Source organism: Mesorhizobium sp. WSM4845 (genome assembly GCF_055811455.1).
Genome location: NZ_JBVVQA010000001.1, coordinates 180,899 through 202,927, shown reverse-complemented (window position 1 = coordinate 202,927; position 22,029 = coordinate 180,899). Strand labels below are relative to the sequence as shown.

At 62.1% G+C, this 22,029-nt stretch carries 17 protein-coding genes and 1 pseudogene; 11 read left to right on the top strand and 7 right to left on the bottom strand.

Features of this window, described 5'->3' with window-relative positions; all coding sequences use genetic code 11:
• Nucleotides 1-189: pseudogene (locus AC0L2C_RS00920) on the top strand (hypothetical protein); the annotation flags it as partial.
• A 65-nt stretch (nucleotides 190-254) separates the two neighbouring features.
• Here the strand turns inward: AC0L2C_RS00920 and AC0L2C_RS00915 are convergent.
• Entirely contained in the window at nucleotides 255-704 is a 450-nt protein-coding gene (locus tag AC0L2C_RS00915) for a dihydrofolate reductase (RefSeq protein ID WP_023799722.1), read from the bottom strand.
• 305 nt (nucleotides 705-1,009) lie between these two features.
• On the opposite strand from AC0L2C_RS00915, the gene AC0L2C_RS00910 reads away from it, so the two are divergent.
• The gene (locus tag AC0L2C_RS00910) at nucleotides 1,010-1,186 is read left to right on the top strand and encodes a DUF1127 domain-containing protein (RefSeq protein WP_084833736.1); all 177 of its coding nucleotides are present in this window, start codon (nucleotides 1,010-1,012) and stop codon (nucleotides 1,184-1,186) included.
• Nucleotides 1,187-1,189: 3 nt separating this feature from the next.
• Complete coding sequence (locus tag AC0L2C_RS00905) at nucleotides 1,190-2,896, top strand: tetratricopeptide repeat protein (protein WP_287363389.1); 1,707 nt, start codon at nucleotides 1,190-1,192, stop codon at nucleotides 2,894-2,896.
• A 241-nt stretch (nucleotides 2,897-3,137) separates the two neighbouring features.
• On the opposite strand, the gene AC0L2C_RS00900 is transcribed toward AC0L2C_RS00905, so the two are convergent.
• Both AC0L2C_RS00900 and AC0L2C_RS00895 read right to left on the bottom strand, forming a co-directional pair.
• Nucleotides 3,138-3,848 (bottom strand): response regulator, encoded by a 711-nt coding sequence (locus AC0L2C_RS00900; RefSeq protein WP_287363390.1) that lies wholly within the window; start codon nucleotides 3,846-3,848, stop codon nucleotides 3,138-3,140.
• A 69-nt stretch (nucleotides 3,849-3,917) separates the two neighbouring features.
• Nucleotides 3,918-7,607 (bottom strand): PAS-domain containing protein, encoded by a 3,690-nt coding sequence (locus AC0L2C_RS00895; protein ID WP_287363391.1) that lies wholly within the window; start codon nucleotides 7,605-7,607, stop codon nucleotides 3,918-3,920.
• Between the two features lie 342 nt (nucleotides 7,608-7,949).
• Between AC0L2C_RS00895 and AC0L2C_RS00890 the strand changes: the two genes are divergently transcribed.
• Entirely contained in the window at nucleotides 7,950-9,332 is a 1,383-nt protein-coding gene (locus AC0L2C_RS00890) for an FAD-binding oxidoreductase (protein ID WP_473522483.1), read from the top strand.
• Between the two features lie 709 nt (nucleotides 9,333-10,041).
• Entirely contained in the window at nucleotides 10,042-10,305 is a 264-nt protein-coding gene (locus AC0L2C_RS00885; protein WP_287363394.1) for a hypothetical protein, read from the top strand.
• A 78-nt stretch (nucleotides 10,306-10,383) separates the two neighbouring features.
• Here the strand turns inward: AC0L2C_RS00885 and AC0L2C_RS00880 are convergent, their stop codons facing one another.
• Entirely contained in the window at nucleotides 10,384-12,093 is a 1,710-nt protein-coding gene (locus AC0L2C_RS00880; protein WP_287363395.1) for an ABC transporter ATP-binding protein, read from the bottom strand.
• A gap of 159 nt (nucleotides 12,094-12,252) precedes the next feature.
• Here AC0L2C_RS00880 and AC0L2C_RS00875 point away from each other — a divergent pair, with 159 nt between their 5' ends.
• From AC0L2C_RS00875 to AC0L2C_RS00850, 6 genes are all read left to right on the top strand, one after another.
• Complete coding sequence (locus AC0L2C_RS00875; protein WP_287363396.1) at nucleotides 12,253-12,537, top strand: DUF2218 domain-containing protein; 285 nt, start codon at nucleotides 12,253-12,255, stop codon at nucleotides 12,535-12,537.
• Between the two features lie 28 nt (nucleotides 12,538-12,565).
• Nucleotides 12,566-13,468 carry a siderophore ABC transporter substrate-binding protein gene (locus tag AC0L2C_RS00870; RefSeq protein ID WP_473522482.1) on the top strand — a complete coding sequence of 301 codons (903 nt, stop codon included), beginning with the start codon at nucleotides 12,566-12,568 and terminating at the stop codon, nucleotides 13,466-13,468.
• A complete protein-coding gene (locus AC0L2C_RS00865; protein ID WP_287237035.1) occupies nucleotides 13,465-14,445 on the top strand; it encodes an ABC transporter permease in 981 nt (326 codons plus the stop codon). Before AC0L2C_RS00870 ends, AC0L2C_RS00865 begins: the two co-directional genes overlap by 4 nt.
• Nucleotides 14,438-15,412: an iron chelate uptake ABC transporter family permease subunit gene (locus AC0L2C_RS00860; protein ID WP_287237036.1), complete on the top strand. Its 975-nt coding sequence runs from the start codon at nucleotides 14,438-14,440 to the stop codon at nucleotides 15,410-15,412. Before AC0L2C_RS00865 ends, AC0L2C_RS00860 begins: the two co-directional genes overlap by 8 nt.
• The gene (locus AC0L2C_RS00855) at nucleotides 15,409-16,167 is read left to right on the top strand and encodes an iron ABC transporter ATP-binding protein (RefSeq protein WP_128245191.1); all 759 of its coding nucleotides are present in this window, start codon (nucleotides 15,409-15,411) and stop codon (nucleotides 16,165-16,167) included. The genes AC0L2C_RS00860 and AC0L2C_RS00855 overlap by 4 nt, the downstream gene beginning before the upstream one ends.
• A 167-nt stretch (nucleotides 16,168-16,334) precedes the next feature.
• Complete coding sequence (locus tag AC0L2C_RS00850; protein ID WP_128245192.1) at nucleotides 16,335-18,428, top strand: TonB-dependent receptor domain-containing protein; 2,094 nt, start codon at nucleotides 16,335-16,337, stop codon at nucleotides 18,426-18,428.
• A gap of 141 nt (nucleotides 18,429-18,569) precedes the next feature.
• Here AC0L2C_RS00850 and AC0L2C_RS00845 read toward each other — a convergent pair whose 3' ends face one another.
• The 3 genes from AC0L2C_RS00845 to AC0L2C_RS00835 are packed head-to-tail and all read right to left on the bottom strand — an operon-like array spanning nucleotide 18,570 to nucleotide 22,026.
• Nucleotides 18,570-19,415 carry a sugar phosphate isomerase/epimerase family protein gene (locus tag AC0L2C_RS00845; RefSeq protein WP_128167906.1) on the bottom strand — a complete coding sequence of 282 codons (846 nt, stop codon included), beginning with the start codon at nucleotides 19,413-19,415 and terminating at the stop codon, nucleotides 18,570-18,572.
• A complete protein-coding gene (locus AC0L2C_RS00840) occupies nucleotides 19,412-20,755 on the bottom strand; it encodes a DUF6005 family protein (protein ID WP_128245193.1) in 1,344 nt (447 codons plus the stop codon). The genes AC0L2C_RS00845 and AC0L2C_RS00840 overlap by 4 nt, the downstream gene beginning before the upstream one ends.
• On the bottom strand, nucleotides 20,755-22,026 hold the full coding sequence (locus tag AC0L2C_RS00835) for an AMP-binding protein (protein ID WP_287363399.1): 1,272 nt from the start codon (nucleotides 22,024-22,026) through the stop codon (nucleotides 20,755-20,757). Before AC0L2C_RS00835 ends, AC0L2C_RS00840 begins: the two co-directional genes overlap by 1 nt.
• Nucleotides 22,027-22,029: the final 3 nt, after the last annotated feature.

Below are 22,029 nucleotides of genomic sequence, written 5' to 3'. Positions count from 1 at the left end.
AAGGCCAAGGAGCAGCCCGCCGCCGAGCAGGAGCAGGCCGAGCCCGAACAGGCGGCCAAGCCTGAGAAGCCGAAGGCTGAGGAGCAGCCCGCCGCCGAGCAGCAGCAGGCCGAGCCGGAACAGGCCGAGCCCAAACCACAGCAGCAAGAAAACAAGGCGTGCGATCCGCAGACTGGGGCGAACTGCTAAATGTGCGGGTACAGACTACGGGCACCGCGATCGTTCCATCGCGGTGCCCGCTGTGAGCCGAGCCTTCATTGGTCGCGGTGATTTCTGGGGTCGTTGTGATTTCTGGCAATCTCGCCACCCGCCGTAAGCCATTTTGCATCGAACCAGCGGTCCGCCGGTCCGTCATAGGGCAGCCGCGTGATATCCCAATGGCTGACGAAGCGCGCGTAGGCGTCCCACACTGGTGGCCCGCCGCCGATGAAGACGACGCGGCCGACGAAGCGCTGGAGTGTGGCCTCGGGATCCATGCTGGAGCGAACGACGACAAGGTCCCGATCCGCGCGCGCAAAATCCGGAACGCTCGCGATCGTCTTGGGACCGGCGAGCAAGACGTGTCCTCTGGTCAGGTCGAAAAATCGTGCAACGTCGGCGACGAACTCCGGCGACCGGTTGCCTTCCCAGGGAAGGCCGCCGTTGAGGCCGAGCTGCCCCGCTTGGCCAATGGCACAGACGACTCTAACGACAGTCTTCTTCATGCGTACTCCACCGATAGCCGGTCTGATCGCATTCGCAACGCTTGCACGTCATGCTGCGCCACGCACTTCGGTAAGATGACCCAACCCGCTGCCTTACTCCGCTGCGGCTGGCTGGTCCACCGCCTCGTTGAGGAGGTGGTTTTGAGTGTCGTCGGTCGGACTATGGAACTCCTTCTCAAAAGTCCATCCCGGCACTGAAACAAACGAAACACTTCGAGTTCGGCGCGGAAAAACCCCTGAAACAGCGATGGTTTAAATCCAACGGCACCGCTGCACCCCGCGGCGCCAATCAATGGAGTATTGCGATGTCGAGAATGCGAACAGCTTACCGCTCATTTCGGAATTACCGGATTCACCGCATGGCGGAACGGACCCTTGCGGCAATGGACGATGCCCTCCTGAAGGACATCGGGATCAGCCGGTCCGAGATTGGCTTGGTGGTCCGCGGCTTGCAGCGCGGCCAAGAAGACAAGGCGGGCTGAACCATGAAGCTTTCATTTAGGCTCCCGCTACTGGCCTGTGCGAGCGCGGCCGCCCTTCTGGCGGCGCCCGCCGCGAATGCCCATGAAACGGGCGTTCCGCACCGCCAGGCCAAGGCGGCGGTTGCAGAGGATTCGACAAGCGTCCCGCTAGTCGAAAACCTCGGCAGTCATTCCTACCCTGTCACCACCGCCAACCCGCTGGCGCAGGCCTATTTCAATCAGGGCCTGCGCTGGGCGTGGGCATTCAACCACGCCGAAGCGCAACGCGCTTTCAGGGTCGCGCAGAAGCTGGACCCGACCTGCGCCATGTGTTTCTGGGGCGAGGCCTACGTGCTCGGCCCCAACATCAACGCCGGCATGGGCCAGGAGGCGGCAGCGAATGCTGCCGAAGCCGTCGCGCAGGCGCGCAAGCTAGCGCACCTCGCCTCCAGCCGGGAAAAGGATCTTATCGCCGCGCTCTCCAAGCGCTACAGCGCCGATACTTCGGCCGATCAGGGTGCCCTGAACGAGGCCTATGCCGCGGCGATGGCGGAACTGGCAGACCGCCACCCGCAGGACGACGAGATCGCCACGCTCTACGCTGACGCGCTTATGAACCTGATGCCGTGGGACTACTGGCTTGACGGCGGGGCAACGCCAAAGCCGGACACGGTCAAGCTTGTGGCCTCGTTGGAGCGGGTGCTGGCGCGCAATCCGGATCATGCCGGTGCGATCCATCTCTATATCCATGCCGTCGAAGCATCCACGACGCCGGAAAGGGCCGAAGCTCATGCCGACCGGCTTGCCGCCCTCATGCCCGGCGCCGGACACATCGTGCACATGCCAGCGCACATCTATCACCAGGTCGGCCGGTGGATCGACAGCCTGGAGATCAACCGCGAGGCGGTGGCAGCGGACGAGGCCTATTTCGAGCGCGTCGGCATAGCGCCGGAGAGCACGCCCGGTGTCTACACGGACGGCTATTATCCGCACAACCTGCATTTCCTGATGACCTCCGCACAGATGGCGGGCGACGTCGAGGCAATCGCCGAGGCGGCCAAAAAGCTCGAATCGCTGGTCTCCAATACCACGGCCAGCAAGGTGGCCGGGCTGCAGCCGATCAAGGCGGCGACCTATTTTGCCCACGCCCAGTATAGCGATCACGAGGCCATACTCGCGCTGCCGCTGCCGGCAAACGCCTTGCCTTATGTCAAGGCAACCTGGCGATATGCGCGGGGCGTCGCCTTCGCCGCAAAGGGTGCGAGCGAGGCGGCGCGCGCCGAGACCGCCGCAATCCGCAAGCTCGCTGCCGAGACCGATTTTTCCACGGAAACGGCGGGAGGACTTCCGGCGCCGGATTTGCTGGAATTGAGCGCGCTGATCGTGGAGGCCCGCATTGCCCAGCACCAGGGCAACCTGCGGGAAGCGCGCGATAAGCTTGAGGCGGCGGTCGCGATCGAGGACGGCCTTGCCTATATGGAACCGGCCTACTGGTATTATCCGGTCCGACAGACCCTCGGCGGGGTCTACATGGCCATGGGTGAGCACGAGGTGGCCGCGGCAGCCTTCGCGCACGTCCTGGAACAGACGCCAAACAACGCCTGGGCGTTGTGGGGCCTGCGCGAGGTTTTCCTCAGGACCGGCAGGACAGCGGACGCCGAAGAGATGGATGCGCGCTTCAAGGCCGCCTGGGTGGGAGCGCCGGATTTTCTCGGCATCGAACGGCTCTGACCCGCTCTTAAGGTGCCGGCGTCGTTGTCGGCTCAGGAAACGTGTCGCAGCCTCGCAACCCCGGCTGCGACACGCAATCCTAGGTTGAAAATGACATGCTTGGCCGGTAACTGCGCTTCAGTGCCACACGTCATAGTAGAAACACACCCGAAGATCAGAGGTTGAGAGGGCTACCCCCCTGGAGCCACAAACCGCATAAGCCGCAGGGGCCGAGGCGCTGGTTCAACCAGCCAGTGGCGCCTCAAGCGTAGAGGTAACCCATGCCGCGGATCGTCCTGATCACCTCCGGCTTGGAGGGATCGACCTCGATTTTCTTCCGCAGGCGCGAAACGCGAATGTCGATGCTGCGATCGAAGGGATCCCACCCGCGGTCATGGGCGAGTTCGAGCAGTTGATCGCGGTTGAGTACGCGTCCGCGATGTTCGCTGAATACTTTCAGAAGCCGGAACTCCATCGGGGTGATCGCTATTTCGATTCCCTCGGCGTTGTATAATTTGTGTGCGTCCGGGTCGAAGCGGCACTTGCCGAACTGGAGCTGGTGAGGGCCCGGAGTACTCGCTTTCCCCGCAGCGCGTTCGCTCGCCGATGTCCTGCGCAGCACGGCCTTGACCCGCGCCAGCAGCTCCCGCAGGTCGACGGGCTTCGCGACATAGTCGTCGGCGCCAATCTCCAATCCGACAACGCGGTCGACGATTTCCGCCGATCCGGTCAGCATGATAATGGCAACGTCTGAGTGCTCTCGTAGATATCGCGCCAGCGAGAGGCCATCCTCACCTGGCATTCGGATATCCAATATGACCACATCGACGTGCTGGCTCTCAATAAGTTCACGCAGGGCAGGCCCCCCGTTGGCGGGCGTCACGGCATAGCCATGGTGCTCCAGATATTCCGCTACCGTGTAGCGGATATCCGGTTCGTCATCGCAGACCACTACATGTGCGTGCGTCGTCAAGATCGTCTACCGAGCAACCAGCCTGATGGATAAGCTGCCTCTAAAGTGACGTGCAAATCAACGGGTCTGTCAAGCATTGTTGTTGACCAGATTAGAGACAAACGAACGGAGCTCGTTCGGTTTGATCGGTTTCTCGAGATAGGGCCGTTTCGCGGCGCGCAGGAACATCTGCGCGTCCGGACTGATTGTGTCCCCCGTCAGGAAGGCTAACCTGTCGAGTTCAGCCGGATGGAGCTTGGCAATCTGGTTGAACAATCCCCGCCCGTCCATATCAGGCATTTTCAGATCGCTCAGGATCACCGCGAAAGTGCGGTTCTTGAGGTGCAGCAGCGCTTCTTCGCCGGATCTGGCAATAGTGACGTTGAAACCATCTCGCCTGAGCACCTCAGCAACCAGCTCACCCACTTCCTCTTCGTCGTCCACCACCAGACAGGCAATGCCGGTCGAATTCGGGAGCTCGTCTTCGGCCGTTTCGGTTCCTTCGTCGAGACGGTCCGAAGCAGGCAGCGAAAGTATGAAGGTCGAGCCACCCCCTTCGGGGGATTCGACCTCGATGGTTCCTCCATGGGATTGAACGATCCGATGGCAGAAGGACAGCCCGATCCCGGTCCCTGCCCCAATCTCCTTGGTCGTGAAGAACGGCTCGAAAATGCGGGGAAGTATCTCTTTGGGAATTCCCGGACCCGTGTCGGCAACGCTGACGATTAGGTTGCCGGATGTGGGATGAAGCCGCGTTGAAACCGTGATTGTCCGTCGTCCTTCCCAGCCATGCAACGCCTGTTCTGCATTGACAAGCAAGTTGATCAGCACCTGGCCAAGCTGATCGGGATCCGCCCAGATCGGGGGAAGACCAGGTTCAAGATGAACTGAAAGCCCGATGTCCGACGATCGAATCGAATAGGTCGCCACTTCGACCGCTTCGGAAATGATGTCATCGATCGCAACGTTTGAGGTTCGCGTGGGCTGCTGTCTGGCCATAGCCAGGAAAGTCTTGACGATCCTGGCGCAGCGTTCGGCTGCCTTGCTTATCTTGTCGGCGCGTTCCACGACCTTGGCGTCGGCAGCGGTCTCCTTCAACAGCGATGACAGGCCAAGCACCACCGAGAGCGGATTGTTGAGCTCATGCGCCACCCCGGCCAGCAATCCACCGAGCGCCGACATTTTTTCGTTCTGGTGCAGCGTCTCGCGCTGCCGCTCCAATTCCTGCTGCATTTCGATACGGTCGGTGAGATCGTAGGCGTGGGAAACGATCACCTTCTCACCATGGTAATCGATCAGTCGAGACGAAATCGAGCACCAGCAGGTTCCACCGTCCTTGCGCTTGAGCTGGGTTTCGAAATCGTCGACCAATCCCGTCGCGAGCAGCCGCTCGACGTATCGCCTCCGCTCTGAAGGATCGACATAATAGTCGACGGCGCTGGTGACGTCGCCGAGCAGATCAACGGTGGCGGGGCTGCGGTAAAGCAGCTTCCCGTCATGCGCGCGGGTCATCTGGATGTTGACGGGGCAGGCTTCGAGGACTTTACGGACCAGTTCGTCCGCTTCCTTGGCGGCCTCCTCGGCCCGCTTGCGCTCTGTAATGTCGACACGGGTGACCACGAACCCGCCTTCGCGGGTCGGACAGTTCGAGACGAAAAACCAACGCCCGTCCGTATGACGGAATTCCTGTTGCCGGAATTCGCGGCGGTCCCTTGCCCTCTCGGCAAGCCAGTCGTCGATCTTGTCGCGTGGAACCGGAAACTGGTTGCGCTCTGCGGTCACGCGGAGGAAATCGAACCAGTTCACCCCGGGAACGAGCACATCCGCGCTTATCGCGTGCATCTGGCGGTACCTGCTGTTGGCCAGCACCAGGCAATCGTTCCTGTCGTAGAGGGCAAACCCTTCGGCCAGAGATTCGATCGCGTCGATCAGCCGCTCGTTGGCCTTGCGCGTTTCTTGCTGGGCGGTGATCATGTCGGTGATATCAGTCGTGTTCGACACTATCACCTGCCTTCCCTGGAAATCGATCAGGCGAGCGGAAATCGAAGCCCAGAAGGCCTTGTTCTCGGTGTCGTACTGCTGGACCCGAAAATCATCGATCCTGCCCTTTTCGATCAGGGTGCGCTCCAATATCGCGCTATAGTCTGGATCGACATACTGGTCGGTTATTCGAGGACGGTCGGCGTAGAGATCTCTGGTAGCAGGATTGCGGTAGAGCGTTTCTCCCTCGAACGTGGTCATGCGTATCGGCGAAGGGCAGGCATCGAGCACCTTTTGCAGCAGTGTCGTGGCGTCGCGCTCGAATGCCTCGGCCTTCTTGCGCTCGCTGATGTCGGCGCGCGTTACGACGAAGCCGCCAAGATCGGTGGGATGTATCGATACCGAGTGCCATCTGCCGTCGGAGAGGGGGACCTCGAAATGGGAATGGAACTCGATCCGGCTTTGGATCCGCTCGTCGAGCCACTCATCCTCGCGCCCAACCGCATTGCGGAACACGCCGCGCTTGGCGGATTCGCGAAGGAGTTCGTCCCATTCCACACCCGGTTCGACGAGATCCCGCACCGGGTGGTTCAGCTCGCGGTAAAGGCTGTTGCACATGACCAGGCGGTGGTCTTCGTCGTACAGTGCGAATCCTTCGGAGAGTGATTCAACGGCGTCCGCGAGCATCTCCCGCGCCGCGGCGACTTCGCCGTCACGCTTCTTCTGCTTGGTCACATCGGCGATGCCGGCGAGAACCACTCGCCGGCCCTGGAACTCGACGATCCTGAGATTGCCCGTGGCCCAGAACTCCTGGCCGTCGGGTCTTTTAAGAAGCACTTCGCAATTTTCGACGACGCCTTTTAGCATGAGCTCGCGATTGATTTCCCGGTGTTTCTCGGGGTCGACAAAGTAATCGCCGAGCCGCACCGTCTCGCGTTGCGCCTTTTTGCTCCATCCAAGCAGCCGTTCGGCAGCATTGCTCTGGTAGATGAGTTCCCCCGAACTTGCATCGTTCATCCATACCGGCAACGGGTGATGCTTGATCAGGAAACCGAACAGATCCTCGCGCTGCTTGCGTTCCGTGATGTCCAATACGCCGATGATGAGCGAGGGGCGCCCGCCATAGACGCCGCGACGGCAGTTGGTCGAACACCAGACGGCCGATCCGCTTGTGTTTCTGAGCTGGATTTCGTGATCCCGGACGATTTCGCTGTTGCTGGCGAGAGAACTGATTTCATCGAATTCGCCAGAATTCACGAAATGATCCGTCAGGAATTGCGGCTCGTTCGGCGTCCATTTTCGGCCAAGCAGGTTCGACGCATCGAGGCTTTCGTAGAGGATCTGCCCGCTTCCCGCGTCCACCACCCAAACCGGCAGCGGGTGACTGTCCGTGATGCAGCGGAATATCTCGGCGTTCTCCTGGTGCGCGATCTGCGCTCGCTTCATCTCGGTAATGTCGACGCTTACCAGGGCCATGCCGCCATCCGGCCAAGGATGTGCGGTGAGCAACTTCCATCGGCCATCCAATGTCTCGGCTTCAACTGGAGCGTCGTCGATTTGCGTCCATCGCGCTGCGGCGCTTTCAACAAATGCGTTGCCCGGCTCGATGGGGCGGCCGTCGAAACTCTTTAGACGTGATAGGGCTTCGGCGACTGCGGCAATGGCGTCCGTCGGCTGCATCTCGCCGCGGTCGAGCCGCCGGCTTCCAAATATCTGCGGATTGCTGTTGACGAGAACATGGTTGGCGTCAAAAAGCGCATAGCCTGTGTGTGTGGATGGCACCGGATTATCAGGCCGCATGGTCGTTCCCTTTGTTCGCGTGATCCCGCGAGGGCGGATAATAGCCCTTCTTTGTTTCAGCACGCGTTCGGGCGACGCGTGATTTGTTTCAACTATTTCGGCGCGTGGGAGACATCGCCGGCGCTGACGTGTCGCCTGTCATCCCCGTGGGGCGCGCGCTGAAACAAACGAAACACTCCCACTACACCACAGAAAAACGCCTGAAACGAAGGCGGTGTAGGACAAGAAGAGCCGCAGATGCGGCAGATTCAACCGGCGAAGCGCAAATGTCCAGCGCCCAGGATGAACAATCTAGTCTTGGCGAGTGTCGACGCGTCTTGCTCTGAAACCTGAGGGTTCAATATGGATAAGCCAGTTACTTCGCACGATTTCCCCGACCGGCTCCTCGCGAGCGTCATTGACCAAAACCATCCGGCCTATGAAGAGTCTCGCGGGCTCTACAACGCCATGATCGACAAGCGGCCGCGCTGGATCATCCCCTGCGCCGAGGTCGCCGATGTCGTCGCGGCAGTCAATCATGCCCGGGACAAGCACTTGCTTCTTGCCATTCGCGGCGGCGGCCACAGCGGTCCGGGCTTCGGCAGTTGCGACGGCGGAATGGTCATCGACATGTCGCCGATGAATCGGGTCGATATTGATATCGGGACCAGCACGGTCCGCGTCGAGGCCGGCTGCACCCAAGGCGATGTCGACCGCGCCGCCAGCGCTCATGGGCTGGCGGTGCCGGCTGGCCTCGTCTCGTCCACAGGCATCGCCGGACTGACGCTGGGCGGCGGCACTGGCCATCTAACGCGCAAACACGGCCTCACCATCGACAATCTGCTTGCGGCCGAGGTCGTGCTGGCCGACGGCAGCGTCGTGACGGCAAGTGAGAACGAACACCCGGAGCTGTTCTGGGCGCTGCGCGGCGGCGGCGGCAACTTCGGCGTCGTGACGCGCTTCACATTTCAGGCGCATCCGGCGAAGGATGTCTATGCCGGGCCGATCTTCTTCGACATCGAGCATACCGCAGAGATCATGCGCTGGTACCGCGGCTTCCTGCCCGGAGCGCCGCGAGAGCTCGGGATGTTCTTAGGCATCAAGACGGTGCCCTCCTGCGACCCTTTCCCGCGCGAGATCTGGGGAAGGCGCGTCTGCGCGCTGATCAGCTGCTACAACGGCGCGGAGGAGGACGGCATCCGGGCGATGCAGCCCGTGCGCGACGCGCTTCCCGGGCCACTGATGGACGGTATGATGCAGATGCCCTTCGTCGATCTGCAGGCGCTGTTTGATCCGCTGCTGCCGAAGGGCTTGCAGTGGTACTGGAAGGGCGATTATGTCGACGAGCTGTCCGATGCGGCCATCGCAGCCCATGCCGAGCACGGCTCGAAGACGCCGAGCGAACTGTCGCTGATGCATCTCTACCCCATCGACGGAGCGGCCCAGGAAGTGGCTCCGGACGCTACCGCCTGGGGAGCGCGGCGAGCGCGTTGGTCCATGGTTATCGCCGGCATCGACCCCGACCCGACGAAGGCGCTGGAGCTGAGGCGCTGGGCAAGCGAGTATTGGGCTGCGGTGCACAAGCACAACCCGCACGGTGGCGCCTATATCAACTTCATGATGGATGATGAAGGCGAGGCGCGTGTACGCGCCGCCTACGGCGCCAACTATGAGCGGCTCGTCACGGTCAAGCGCAAATACGATCCGGCGAACCTCTTCCGCGTCAACCACAACATCCGGCCGTAAGCCGAGGCTGAGCCTGTCCGTCCTTGGGTCGAGCGAGGCGGACAGGCCTGGCATGCGCAAGCCAGTGTCGCGCCATCGAGGACGACCATCCACAAAATGCGTCCCGCCCCGTCGGGCGTGCCTCTGAAACAAACGAAACACTCCCACCGCGATGCAGAAAAACGCCTGAAACGAAAGCGGTGTATGACAATAAGATCCGAAGACGCGGAAGAATAAACGGACGAAACGAAAATATCCAGAGCCTAATACCGAACATCTAGTCTTGGCGAGGGTCGACATTTTTTGCTCCGAAACCTGAGGTTCAAAATGCATAGGCCAGTTGCTTCATACGATTTCCCCGACCGGCTCCGCGCGAGCCTTGTTGGCCAAAACCACCCGGGCCATGAAGCGGCTCGCCGGCTCTTGCAACGCCATGATCGACAAGGGGCAGACGTCAACCCAGCTACGCGACGCCTGATCGGGAACAGCCGCCATTCGTACGGCCGCGCTGACACTGCCGATTGGTGATGATCTCGGCTGCCATTGGGCAGCCCACCGAACTGCGCACGAACGCAACAAGAGACCGTGCGCTGAACAACCTGCCGCCGCACATCCAGGAGGATAGCGGTTGGTCGGTTTGCCCAAAGGGCATGAAAAGACGGCCTCATCGATGCGGTGCGGGGCACGGCGCGTCGAGGCCAAACGCTAACCCTCAAAATGGAGAATTGAAATGCTCAAGATCGTTCTTGCCACAGCCACCTTCCTGTTTGCCTCCGGCATGGCTTTTGCCGGCAGCGACCACTATGGCTCCGACTACAGCCATGGCTCCTTCTATCCGAGGACCGGTCACCATTCGATGGCGTCCGACAACGGCTACGCGCTTGACCTGGGCGGCACAGCCAGTGTCGGCACGGCCGACAGCGCACCGACCTCGGCAGGAAATTCGACCTTCCCCGAACCCGGTTACGGACACGGTATCTGGGGGAGCCGATAACAGCGTTCGGCCACACGGTCGAGATTCGACTTCCAGGCGGCGGGCTCGCCCGCCGCTTGGAATCACCTCCCAGCGGATTTAATCTGAAGCCGCGCCCAGTCGCGAGTAAGCGCCGCCGCGTGCCACCAGTTCATCATGCGGACCTTGTTCGACGATGCCTGTATCGGCGACCACCACAATGCGATCGGCATTGCGGATCGTCGCCAGCCGGTGCGCGATCACCAGCGTCGTTCGGCCCTGCGCAAGCTCTGCCAGCGATTGCTGGATCTCGCGCTCGGTCTGCGTGTCGAGAGCCGACGTTGCCTCGTCCAGGATGAGGATGGTCGGGTTCTTCAGGAACATACGCGCGATTGCCAGGCGCTGCTTCTGACCGCCCGAAAGCTTTACGCCGCGCTCGCCAATGATCGTATCGAGGCCCTCCGGCAGCGACGCGATGAGTTCGTCGAGGCGCGCACGGCGCGCCGCCTCGACGATCTCGCTCTCGACCGCGTCCAGCCGGCCATAGGCGATGTTCTCGCGGATCGTGCCGCCGAACAGGAACACGTCCTGCTGCACGATACCGATCTGGCCGCGTAACGAGGCCAGCGTCATATCGCGGATATCCAGACCGTCGATGGTGATGGCGCCGCTGTCGACCTCGTAAAAACGCGGCAGCAGCGAGCACAGGGTCGTCTTGCCGGCGCCGGATGGCCCGACGAAGGCGATGGTCTGTCCTGCTTCGATGTCGAGATCGATGTTCTTCAAGACCGGCCGTTCGCCGCTATAGCCGAAAGTGACATCCCGGTAGCTGATGTCACCCCGGAGCGTCGGTGCGTCAAATGCACCGGGCCGATCCGCGATGTCCGGCTCAGTGTCGAGGAGGGCCGCATAGCGGCGAAATCCGGCGATGCCTTTCGGATAGGTCTCGATCACCGAATTGATCTTGTCGATCGGCCGGAAGAACACATTGACCAGGAGCAGGAAGCCAACGAAGCCGCCACTGGAGAGTTCGCCGCGCAGCACGAGGTAGCTTCCGGCGATTATCACCACCAGTTGGATCAACCGCATGCTCATGTAGCTCAGCGACGTGCTGGCGGCCATGATGCGATAAGCATCGAGCTTGGTCTTGCGGTAGCTGGCGTTGTCACGCGCGAACAGGTTGCGCTCGTGGTCTTCATTGGCGAAAGCCTGCACCACCCGCATGCCGCCGACATTCTCCTCGATGCGAACGTTGAAATCGCCGACCCGCCCGTAAAGCGCCTGCCAGTTGCGCGTCATGCGCGCGCCATAGCGGCTTGTCACCCAGGCGACCAGCGGCACAATTGCCGCCGTAATCAGCGCAAGCTGCGGATTGACCAGGAACATCAGCGCGAAGGCGCCGATGAACGTCATGATCGCGATGAACAGGTCTTCCGGGCCATGATGGGCAACCTCGCCGATTTCCTCCAGGTCCTTGGTGACCCGGGCGATGAGGTGACCGGTCTTGTGATTGTCGTAGAAGCGGAACGAGAGCTTCTGCAGGTGATCGAAGCTCTTCCGGCGCATCTCGGTCTCGATGTTGATACCAAGCATATGGCCCCAGTAGACCACGACCGCCATCAGTCCGGTGTTCACCACGTAGATGGCAAGCAGGCCGGCCGACGCAGCAAGGATCAGCAGCCATTGCTGAGTCGGCAACAGTTCGTCGACAAACAGCTTGACGGCCATCGGAAACCCTAGTTCCAGCAGGCCAGACAGAACCGCGCAGCAGAAATCCAGGATGAACAGACTTCCCCAGGGGCGGTAGTAGGCGAAAAATCTGCGCAGCATTGGGACGCTTTTCTGTTCGAAGGTCTGGCCTGCCAGGAGCATGGCTATGCGAGGGCTGTCGCTACAGGCATTTCTTGCGGCGACTGCTCAGCGGCGCCGACTTGTCCGAACGGATAGCTTACGATAAGTGGAGTGTAAACATCATATTATGAGGTCTCCATGCTGACTGCAACCACGCGCTGCGAAACGCCGAATGCGGGCAAATATCTCCAGCAGCTTTGCAAGCATTTCGCGCACAAGGTCGAGGTCGATTATGGCGATGGGCATGGGCAGTGCCGCTTCTCCTGCGGCACGGCTACAATGCATGCCGGTCTCGAACGGCTGGACATAGTGGTGGAAGCGGCCGACACCACCGCGTTGACCGAGACCAAGCAGGTCATCGAATCGCATCTCGTCCGGTTCGCCTTCCGCGAAAATCTCCAGCCGCTGGCCTGGCGCGATTGAAGCGTCGTCTTCGCTACGGAGTATGCTCATGAGATGGCTGAAGTCGGTCCTGGCCTTGCCGGCATTGGCGCTTTTCCTCGTTCAGGCGTTCGCAACCGAGATCGAGACTGCGAACGGCCCGGTAACGGTCGGAAAGACCCCGCAAACGCTCGCGGTGTTCGACATTGCGGCAGTCGATACGTTGAACAGCCTGGGCGTGAGGATCGCCGGCTTGCCCGATAAGCTCTATGTGCCTGAACTCGCCGAGTTGAAGGACGGCGCGGAAATCGTCGGCACCATTTTCGAGCCCGATCTGGAGGCGCTGAGCGCGCTGGCGCCGGACCTGATCATTGTCGGCGGGCGCTCCTCGCCGCAACTGGCGGCGACCAGCCGGATTGCGCAGAGCATCGATATGACGATGAATGGCGATGATCTGTTCGCGCAGGCGAAGCAGCGCCTGATGGCCTATGGCGCTCTCGTCGGCAAGCCGGCCGAGGCGGCGGCGCTTGCTTCGGAACTCGATGAGGCGCTTTCGTCGACGCGTGCCGCCGTCAAGGGCAAGGGCACGGCACTGATCCTGATGACCAGCGGCCCGAAGGTGACCGCCTATGGCAAGGAGTCCCGCTTCGGTTGGCTGCATTCGGCGCTCCAGTTCACGCCGGCGGTCGAGGGTGTCGAGGCCGCCACCCACGGCGAAGCGATCTCCTTCGAGTTCCTCCGCGACGCCAATCCGGACTGGCTCATCGTGCTCGATCGCGCCGCGGCGATCGGCTCGGGGGAGCAGAACGCCAAAGCGACGCTCGACAATGAACTGGTGGCCGAAACCACGGCCTGGAAGAAGGGGCAGGTGGTCTACATGCCGGCTGCCGATTTCTATATCGCTGCAGGCGGCGTCCAGTCGACGAAGCGCGTGCTTGAGACCATTCGAGACGCTTTCTCGCGGACCCAATGACCGCCGGATCGCTTGGCTCTCAAGGCTTCGCTTATCAGGCAATCGGCGCCGCAACCCTGCTGGCGCTGTTTGTGGCCAGTCTGTTCGTCGGCGTCAGCGAACTCGCCATAGGCAGTCTGGCCTCCGACCCGGAAGCCTTGCGGCTGATCATGATCAGCCGCTTGCCAAGGACGTTGGCGGCACTTCTGGCCGGCAGCGCCCTGGCCATCGCAGGGCTTGTTATGCAGACGCTTGCCCGCAACCGTTTCGTCGAGCCTTCGACGGCTGGAACCGCGCAATCGGCGGCACTCGGCATACTGGTGGTGACGCTGGTTTGGCCCGATGCATCGCTTGGATGGAAGGCAGCCGGCGCGGCGGTGACCGCTCTCGCCGGGACATCCGTTTTCCTCATGCTCGCGCATAGGTTGCCGCCGACACAACCTTTTCTCGTTCCGCTGTTCGGATTGGTCTATGGCGGCGTCATTGGCGCCGCCGCGATCTTTGCCGCTTGGCACCTGGACCTTCTGCAGTATCTCGAAGTGTGGATGACGGGCGAGTTTTCCGGCATCCTGCGCGGGCGCTATGAACTGTTGTGGGTCGCGGGCGCACTGGTCGTATTGGCCTGGTGGACGGCCGACCGCCTGACGATGCTTTCGCTGGGCAGGGACGTCAGCATAGGGCTCGGCCTGAACTATGCCGGCATGCTTCGGCTCGGCCTGGTCATCGTCTCGGCCATCACCGCGCTGACCGTGGTCGTCGTCGGAACGATCCCGTTCGTCGGCCTTGTCGCGCCCAACATCGTATCGCGCTTCGCCGGCGAGAACCTGCGCCACACCTTGCCATGGGTCGCCGGCGGTGGCGCGGCGCTGGTGCTTGCTTGCGACATTTTGGGCAGGCTCATCCGTTTCCCCTACGAGGTTCCGGTCGGCACGATCCTCGGCGTCGTCGGGGCGGTGCTTTTCCTAGTCCTGCTGCTTGGCCGAAACAGCAATGACTGAAGTTTTGATGCAACGCGGCCTGGTGCGGCACGAGGGCCGCCTCGTGATAATGGCGGCGGTCGCAGTGCTGGTCGGCGTGGCCTTCATGACGATCGGCCTGCGCGGCGATCTCGCCTTCGTGGTCGAACTGCGCGCAGCGCGGCTGGCTGCGATGGTTCTGGTCGGCGTGGCGGTGGCGGTTTCGACGGTCGTGTTCCAGACCGTTTGCGCCAACCGCATCATCACGCCATCGATCATGGGCCTGGATGCGCTCTACGTCTTCTGCCAGACGGCGCTGGTTTTTGCGCTGAGTGGTTTCGGCGTTGCCGGCATCGATCCGCGCCTGCACTTCCTCGGCAATTTCACGGCAATGACCAGCCTCGCACTGGCTCTGTTCCTGCCGATGCTTCGCCAGCGGTTCGACCTGACGCTGATGCTGCTGACTGGCGTCGTGCTGGGCGTGCTGTTCCGATCGCTGACGACGTTGCTGGCGCGGCTGCTGGATCCGAACGATTTCGCCGTACTGCAGGGTACGGTCTTCGCCAGCTTCAATGCGGTGGAACCCGATCTCCTGCTGTTGGCCGGCCTGATCACCGTGGTGGGTGTCGCCATCGCCTGGCGGGCGCGACATGTTCTCGATGTGCTCGCGCTGGGCACCGACACAGCCATCGGGCTCGGCGTGGCGTGGCGCGGCACGGCTGCCGGGCTGCTGGTTGTTGTCGCCGCGCTCGTGTCGGCGTCGACGGCGCTGGTTGGACCGATGGCGTTTCTGGGGCTGCTGGTGGTTTCGCTCGCTGAGCGCATCGTCGGCACCGACCGGCACGCCATCCTTCTGCCGGCAGCCGCGCTCACGGCGATAATCGTGCTCGTCGGCGGCCAGACAATCCTCCAGCATGCTCTGGGCGGGGAAGGCAGCCTCGGCATCGTCGTGGAGTTTGTCGGCGGCATCGTGTTCCTCGCCATTCTGTTTGCCGGGGGCCGGCAATGATCGAGATTGCAGGCGTCTCCCTGGCTCTTGGCGGCAGCCGCATTCTGGACAATGTCAGCCTGACCGTGCCGAAGGGCGGCGTCACGGCGCTTGTCGGACCGAATGGCGCCGGCAAGTCCAGCCTGTTGTCGTTGATCGCCCGCCTGCGGCCCCTGCAAAGCGGCCGCATCACCGTCGACGGGCTGCCGGTAGATACGACGCCGAGCCGGCAGTTGGCCAGGATCATGGCCATCCTGCGACAGGATCCCGGCGTCGCAAGCCGCCTGCGTGTCGCCGAACTGGTGGGGTTCGGTCGTTTCCCGCACAACCGCGGGCGGCTGACCGCGAAAGACCGCGAAATCATCGCGGCGTCGCTCGAGCAGTTCGATCTCAGCGATTTGGCGCTGCGCTTCATCGACACCTTGTCAGGCGGGCAACGGCAGCGCGTCCTCGTCGCCATGACCTTCTGCCAGGGGACGGATTACATCCTTCTCGACGAGCCGCTGAACAACCTCGACATGTTTCATGCAAGAAACCTGATGCGGACACTGAGACGCATCGCCGACGAGCACGGCAAGACGGTGCTCATCGTGCTCCACGACATCAATCATGCAGCCTCGTACGCCGACCGCATCGTCGCGATGAAGGACGGTGCCGTTATCGCATCGGGCGAAACCGGCGACATCATCCGGCCGGATATACTGGAGAGCATTTTTGGCTTCTCGATCCGGGTCGAAAACATCGCCGGTCGGCTGACCGTCCTGCACCACGCCTGAGTAAGCTCCGCGGCTGCAGCGCTCGAAGAGCGCAGCAGTTACAACGGCTTGCATAACTGGATTTTTATTATCAAGTTTATTGCCGCAGCGCAACCGATGGGTTAAGGCAGTCCCAACAGTCGCGGTTCGCGCCAGCCGGGGCTACCGTATTCGAGGGGATTTAGCCGATGTCATCAGATCTGTTGCGAGCGCTGACCGTCAGCACCGCGATGTCCATTTTCTTGTGTCCCGAAGCGATGGCGCAGTCTGCCCCCGCCCCGGAGGCGGAAGCCGGAACGAGCACCACCGAAGAAAATGAAGACAGCCAAGCTCCCGCTGGGGGCACGCAACTCGACACCATTCTCGTCGTGGATGTGGGGGCGGGCGCCAACGCGACGGCCGGCGCCAACCTGATCACCATCGACCAGCAGGAGATCGATCGCAAGAAACCGCAGGATTTGAGGGAGGTGTTCTCCGGCGAGCCGCAGATCGCCGTCGGCGGCGCGATCCCCAGCACGCAGAAGATCTACGTCAACGGCGTCGATGAGAACAATCTGGCCGTGACTGTCGATGGGTCACGACAGAACAACAAGGTGTTCCACCACAACGGCACCTATCTGCTCGACCCGGCACTTCTAAAGGCCGCGTCGGTGCAGGCAGGCGTCGCGCCGGCCGACGCCGGTCCGGGCGCACTGGCGGGCTCGCTTGGATTCGAGACCAAGGACGCCGTCGATCTGCTCGAACCCGGCCGCAATTTTGGCGGTTTCGTCACCGGCATATGGGACACCAACAGCGAGACGTTCACCACCGGCGTCAGCGGCTTCGGCCGGCAGGACGGGTTCGAGTATCTCGGCTACATCAACTACGGCCGTGGCGACAACTTCACCGCCGGCAACGGCCAGGAGATGCTGGGGACCGGCACCGATCTGATCAGCGGGTTGGCCAAGATCGCCTACGAGAGCGTCGAGGGCCATCGTTTCGAGCTCAGCCACGAGCAGGTCCGCGACGACGAACTGCGCCCCTATCGCGCCAATGTCTATATCAACCGCGGTGCGGAGCCTGAAGTCCGGAACTACGATCTGCGCCGCCAGAACACGGTCTTTACCTATACGGATACGTCGCCGGAAGGCTGGTGGGACCCCAAGATCGTACTCGCTTACAGCCGCACCCAAATTGGGACGCTGGAAACGGCCCGCTCCGACCCCAATATCGTGTCGCCGACCGACGGCGCGACCAGCAGCTTCAACGGCAAAGTGGAGAACCGCTTCGCGCTCGACATCGGCAGCGTCACTGCCGGTTTCGACTTCTACAACGACAGGGCGGACCTGGATTATCTCAACTCGACCGAGCCGTTCTTCACGGACGAGCGCGCCACCAATATCGGCGCCTATGCACAGGCGCGCCTGGAGCCCTTAGACCAGGCCAGGATTTCGTTCGGCGGGCGCGCCGATCACCAATGGTTCACCGGCGTCGACGATTCGGATTGGAACAATGCGGGTCTGAGCGGCAACATTTCGGGCGAGTATGACCTTGTGCCGGAGTTCCTGACGGTAAAGGCGGGGACCTCGCATGTCTGGGGCGGTGTACCGCTGGCAGAAAACTACCTGCAGAACCCGGCCTGGACCTATGGCGACGGCCCGGAGCCGGTGACGTCTAACAACTATACGGCCGGCCTGGAGGCGCGCTACAACGGCTTCACCTTCGAGGCGAACGTGTTTCGCACCGGCATCAACGACGCGCGCCTGCCGGTGTTCGGACGTGGCGCGCCGGTCCCGGAGGTGACATCGATTCGAACGCTCGATCTCGTTTCCAAGGGCTGGGAAATCGGCGGCCGCTATGATTGGGAGGCCGGCTTTGTCAGTGTGAAATATGCCGACATCAATGCCGACGTCGACGGCAAGCCGGCCGATACCGAGATCGGCCGCTATTTGACGACGCCTCTCGGCCAGATCGTGATGATCGGCGCCGGCTACACATTCGACGATTGGGGCGTCAAAGTCGGTGGCGACATCGAAATCGCCTTGAAGACCGACAGGACCCTGGTGCGGCATCCAACCGACCCGGCAAGCGAGAAGAAGGAACTGCCGGGCTATGAGGTGGTGAATGCCTATGTCGAGTGGACGCCGCCTTCGAAGCCGAACTTCACGCTACGCGCCGACGCGCTCAACATTTTTGACGAGGCCTATACCGACCGCGCGGCCTACGGGCAGGATTTCGACGGGGTGGCGCCGCACTTTGATCCCGGCCGCTCGTTCCGGCTGAGCGCCACCGCGCGCTTCTGATCCCTGGCAAAACGCCGGCCTCGGCAATCGCCCAGCCGGCTGCAAAAACGATGTCTGCGTTGGCGCCTTCGGAACGGATCGTGCGCCAAAGTGCTACAGCGCCCTTTCGGCATCCATAAGGACGCGCGGCGCTGTCGATGCTCAAGCGACGCCGGCGCGAACCGGTGCTTCGCGGTCCGCCCGTAGCAGGCGCATGTTGCGGGCGTCGTTGGCGAGTATGTTGAAGCAGTCGCCGCCGAACCATTCCAGCGAGGCATCCACCTCCTCGCGCTCGAACAATTCGTCGAGGAATTGCAGATAGTCCACCGCGCCGTCGAAAAGCGCGGTCATGCCCGTCCGCTTTCCGGCCGCGGCATAGACGTTTGCCGGCTCGAAGACGGCGAGGTCGGCACGCGAGCGGACATTTTTCAGATGATAGTGCCGGATATGCGGCAACAGGGCGCGATGCGCGGCGACCGGATCGGCGCCGCCTTCCCAGACGTGCAAGGTGTCGAAATTGATGCCCAGCGCCGGATGGTCGACCTCCTCGAGCAGGCGCTGCGTCGACGACAGCGTATCGGCAAGCGTTCCCGGATGTGTCTCCACCAGTAGCTGGCAGCCCTGGTCCTGCGCCATCATGCAGGCGTCCTTGAGCCGCGCCGACAGTCGCCAGCGCGCTTCGGGCGAGGTGTCCCGGCTTGCCGACTTGCCGGCGAACGTGCGCACCTTGCGGGCGCCCCAGCGGCCGGCCAGGCGGCAGAGGTTCGACGTGGCGTGACGCAGCGACGCCAGATCCTCATCAAGAGGCAGATAGTCGCTGAGCATCGGCACCGAAAGCCCGAACGCCGCCATCCAGGAGGCGTTGCGGTCGGTCATATGCTGCATGTTGCGCGCGTGTGCGCCCCAGAGCTCGATACCCTGGAAATCGTTCGCCGCCGCCCATCGCGCGATGTCCTCCAGCGACAGCAGGTGATGGCGGAAGGTGATCGTGCAGAGCGACAGCCTCATGCTACGGCATCCTCGACATCGTGGCGCGGCGCGTGCAGGAGGCCGCGCGTGTCGCACCATACCCGATAGGTCTGGGCAAGACGGCGCTTCAGCGAGCGCTCCATCGCGTCCAGCATATCGAGTTTCTCGAACACCGGCGATGCCAGGGCTTCGTCGCCTGTCTGGCTGAGTTTCATGACGGCGTAGTGAAGCGCCTTGAATTCCTGGATCAGAGATTCGATGTCGTCGCAGATCGTGTCGAACCCGGCGTTGGAAAGCTGCAGCGATCGCCAGAAAAAGGCGAAGCCATGCTCCAGCGCGTATTTGCGGATCGATATGACCGGCAGCTCGCGCAGCGCCATCGACAACTCGGCCAGCTTCACGCCGTCGCGGCCTTCCAAATGCGCCCGAACGACTTCGCGCGTGGCGCGCGTCAGCAAATTGTCGTCTTCATGGAAACAGGCAAGGAAATAGTCGCGCAGATCGACGGCGGACGGTTTCCTGATGTCGGCTGCGTCGATAATGAAGCCGCCGGCAACGGTCGGCTGCATGATCGCGTTGATGACCTTCTGCTTCTCGATCCTGCCTTCCCAGCGGAAATCCGGATCCAGAACCATCCATACTGCGGGATCCTCGGTGTGTTCCAACATCAGATAATGCGGGAACGGGTTCTGGTTGAACTTGTTCTCGCGCTCCGGCAGATGGAAGAGATCGAGCATGACCATCAGGTACTCGCTCTGCTTCTTGCACTCCAGGAGCTCCAGCATCGTCGCCAGGTTCTCTACCTTGGCGGAGTCCGGCCGATACCATTGGCGGACCTTGGCGCCGTACAGGCGCTCGAACCAATCGCGGAAAAAGTCGTGGTTGATTTCATGCGTGTGATACGCCAGCCGCCAGCTTTTATCGACGGCGAAACCCGCATCCCAGACGCCGAAGAAGAAAGGTCGATGATCAAGCTGCCTTTGCTTCACCGCGTGGCAGACATTGCTGACGAAGCAATGCACCTTGATGTCGACGAAGTCCTCGCCATGCACGCCGATCCGCTCAGCCGCTTCTTGTTCCGCGCGAGCGATAACAAGTTCCTTAGCCGGCTTAATCAGTGTTCCATTCGGCTCCGAGGCGTTGACGAACAGCCGCGCCAGATCGTCCACCGTGTCCAGATCCTGACGGCTGATCACCTCCTCGGGAAGCGCGAGACCGTGGTCGAGTTCAAGCGCCAGCATGAGTTCGAGAATGAGCACGGAATCGAGATACAGATCCTCGTTCAGCCTGGCTTGCGGCGCGAAGCCATCCATGTGCTGGTTGTCGAGCCTGTCGCGCAGGACCGTCCCGATCGCGTCGACTATCTGATCGTAGGTCATCAGGCTGCCTCCGTCCGTGCCGGCGCGAATTCGCCCGTGCCGTAGCGCGCAGCCACGTCGCGCCTGCTGATCTTGCCGTTCGCTTGACGCGGGATCCGCTCCACCTGAACGATCTCGAACGGCATCTGGTGTGCTGCAAGCCGCTCGGCGCACCATTGCCGAAGCTGCGACCGGTCGACCGCATGTTCGGCGCTGAACAGAAGCGCGACGCGCTCGCCCGCGAATGCATCCTGCTTGCGGAACACGACCGCGTCGCCAATGCCGGCGAACGTCATGACCACGTCCTCGACTTCCTTCGGATAGACGTTGAGGCCCGAGACGTTGATCAGGTCGTCGAGACGCGACAGGAAGACCAGCATGCCGTCGTCGCGGCGGTAGCCCAGGTCGCGGGTCTCGACGACCACGCCTTTGCGCTCGACGGCAATTTCCTTCGGCTCAATGGCCGTGCCGGCGTCGCGCAACGCGAAGCGCGGCAGCACAGAGCCGATTTCATTAGCCGACTGCACATCAGGGTTGATCGCGATGCAGCCGGCTTCCGAGCACCCGTACTGCTGGAACATGTGCCTGGACTTGGCCCTGATCTGCCCGAACCAGGGGTCGGGCAAGAGGGTGCCGGATGTCATCGTTGCGTGGATCTGCTCGCCGGCCGGCAAAAGCCTGGCAAGCGTGTGAAGGATGGCTGGCGACGAGATCAGATAGGGGCGCTCCGTTTCGCGCAGCTTGCGCAGCAGGAATTTTGGGTTCCCGGTGTCCAGTATGGCGGGCGACTGGCCGCGCTTCAGCGCCACCATTACGCCGCAGATCAAGCCATATGAATGGGTGGTTGGGCCGGCGATCAACGGGGTCATGTCCTGTGGCTCGACAAACGCCGAGGTGTAGCTGTCGATCTCGTCGTCTATGTCGCTCCAGGCGCGCGCGATGCATTTCGGCTCGCCGGTCGTGCCAGAACTCATCTGCAGCAGCTGTCCAGCTTCGCTGGCGCGCTCCTCGCAGATCGGCTCGCCATCCAGCCGGTTGTAGAAAAGCCAGTTGCACTTCGCCGTCTCCGCCTGCCGGCGCGCGGCGGCATATGGCGTCGAGGGATGCAGCGGCAGCACGCTGGCGCCGGCCGCGCGCGCGGCAAAGAAGAACGCCAGCCAATCCTGCGCCTCGGAGAAACAGACCGCAAAACGGTCGCCTGCGCGCTTGTCGAGTTGCACCGCGGCCGCAATGCGATCCGCCGCGTCGCGGAAATAGGTTCGATCAAAGACCGTGTCGTTGATGGTGATCATTTT

Excerpts from the sequence above, each read along its gene's own strand:
- AC0L2C_RS00895 (WP_287363391.1), bottom strand. The coding sequence starts at position 7,607 with ATGCGGCCTGATAATCCGGTGCCATCCACACACACAGGCTATGCGCTT.
- AC0L2C_RS00865 (WP_287237035.1), top strand. The coding sequence starts at position 13,465 with ATGACCGCCGGATCGCTTGGCTCTCAAGGCTTCGCTTATCAGGCAATC.
- AC0L2C_RS00835 (WP_287363399.1), bottom strand. The coding sequence starts at position 22,026 with ATGATCACCATCAACGACACGGTCTTTGATCGAACCTATTTCCGCGAC.
- AC0L2C_RS00860 (WP_287237036.1), top strand. The coding sequence starts at position 14,438 with ATGACTGAAGTTTTGATGCAACGCGGCCTGGTGCGGCACGAGGGCCGC.
- AC0L2C_RS00850 (WP_128245192.1), top strand. The coding sequence starts at position 16,335 with ATGTCATCAGATCTGTTGCGAGCGCTGACCGTCAGCACCGCGATGTCC.
- AC0L2C_RS00915 (WP_023799722.1), bottom strand. The coding sequence starts at position 704 with ATGAAGAAGACTGTCGTTAGAGTCGTCTGTGCCATTGGCCAAGCGGGG.
- AC0L2C_RS00875 (WP_287363396.1), top strand. The coding sequence starts at position 12,253 with ATGCTGACTGCAACCACGCGCTGCGAAACGCCGAATGCGGGCAAATAT.
- AC0L2C_RS00870 (WP_473522482.1), top strand. The coding sequence starts at position 12,566 with ATGAGATGGCTGAAGTCGGTCCTGGCCTTGCCGGCATTGGCGCTTTTC.
- AC0L2C_RS00845 (WP_128167906.1), bottom strand. The coding sequence starts at position 19,415 with ATGAGGCTGTCGCTCTGCACGATCACCTTCCGCCATCACCTGCTGTCG.
- AC0L2C_RS00855 (WP_128245191.1), top strand. The coding sequence starts at position 15,409 with ATGATCGAGATTGCAGGCGTCTCCCTGGCTCTTGGCGGCAGCCGCATT.
- AC0L2C_RS00890 (WP_473522483.1), top strand. The coding sequence starts at position 7,950 with ATGGATAAGCCAGTTACTTCGCACGATTTCCCCGACCGGCTCCTCGCG.
- AC0L2C_RS00885 (WP_287363394.1), top strand. The coding sequence starts at position 10,042 with ATGCTCAAGATCGTTCTTGCCACAGCCACCTTCCTGTTTGCCTCCGGC.
- AC0L2C_RS00880 (WP_287363395.1), bottom strand. The coding sequence starts at position 12,093 with ATGCTGCGCAGATTTTTCGCCTACTACCGCCCCTGGGGAAGTCTGTTC.
- AC0L2C_RS00910 (WP_084833736.1), top strand. The coding sequence starts at position 1,010 with ATGTCGAGAATGCGAACAGCTTACCGCTCATTTCGGAATTACCGGATT.
- AC0L2C_RS00840 (WP_128245193.1), bottom strand. The coding sequence starts at position 20,755 with ATGACCTACGATCAGATAGTCGACGCGATCGGGACGGTCCTGCGCGAC.
- AC0L2C_RS00905 (WP_287363389.1), top strand. The coding sequence starts at position 1,190 with ATGAAGCTTTCATTTAGGCTCCCGCTACTGGCCTGTGCGAGCGCGGCC.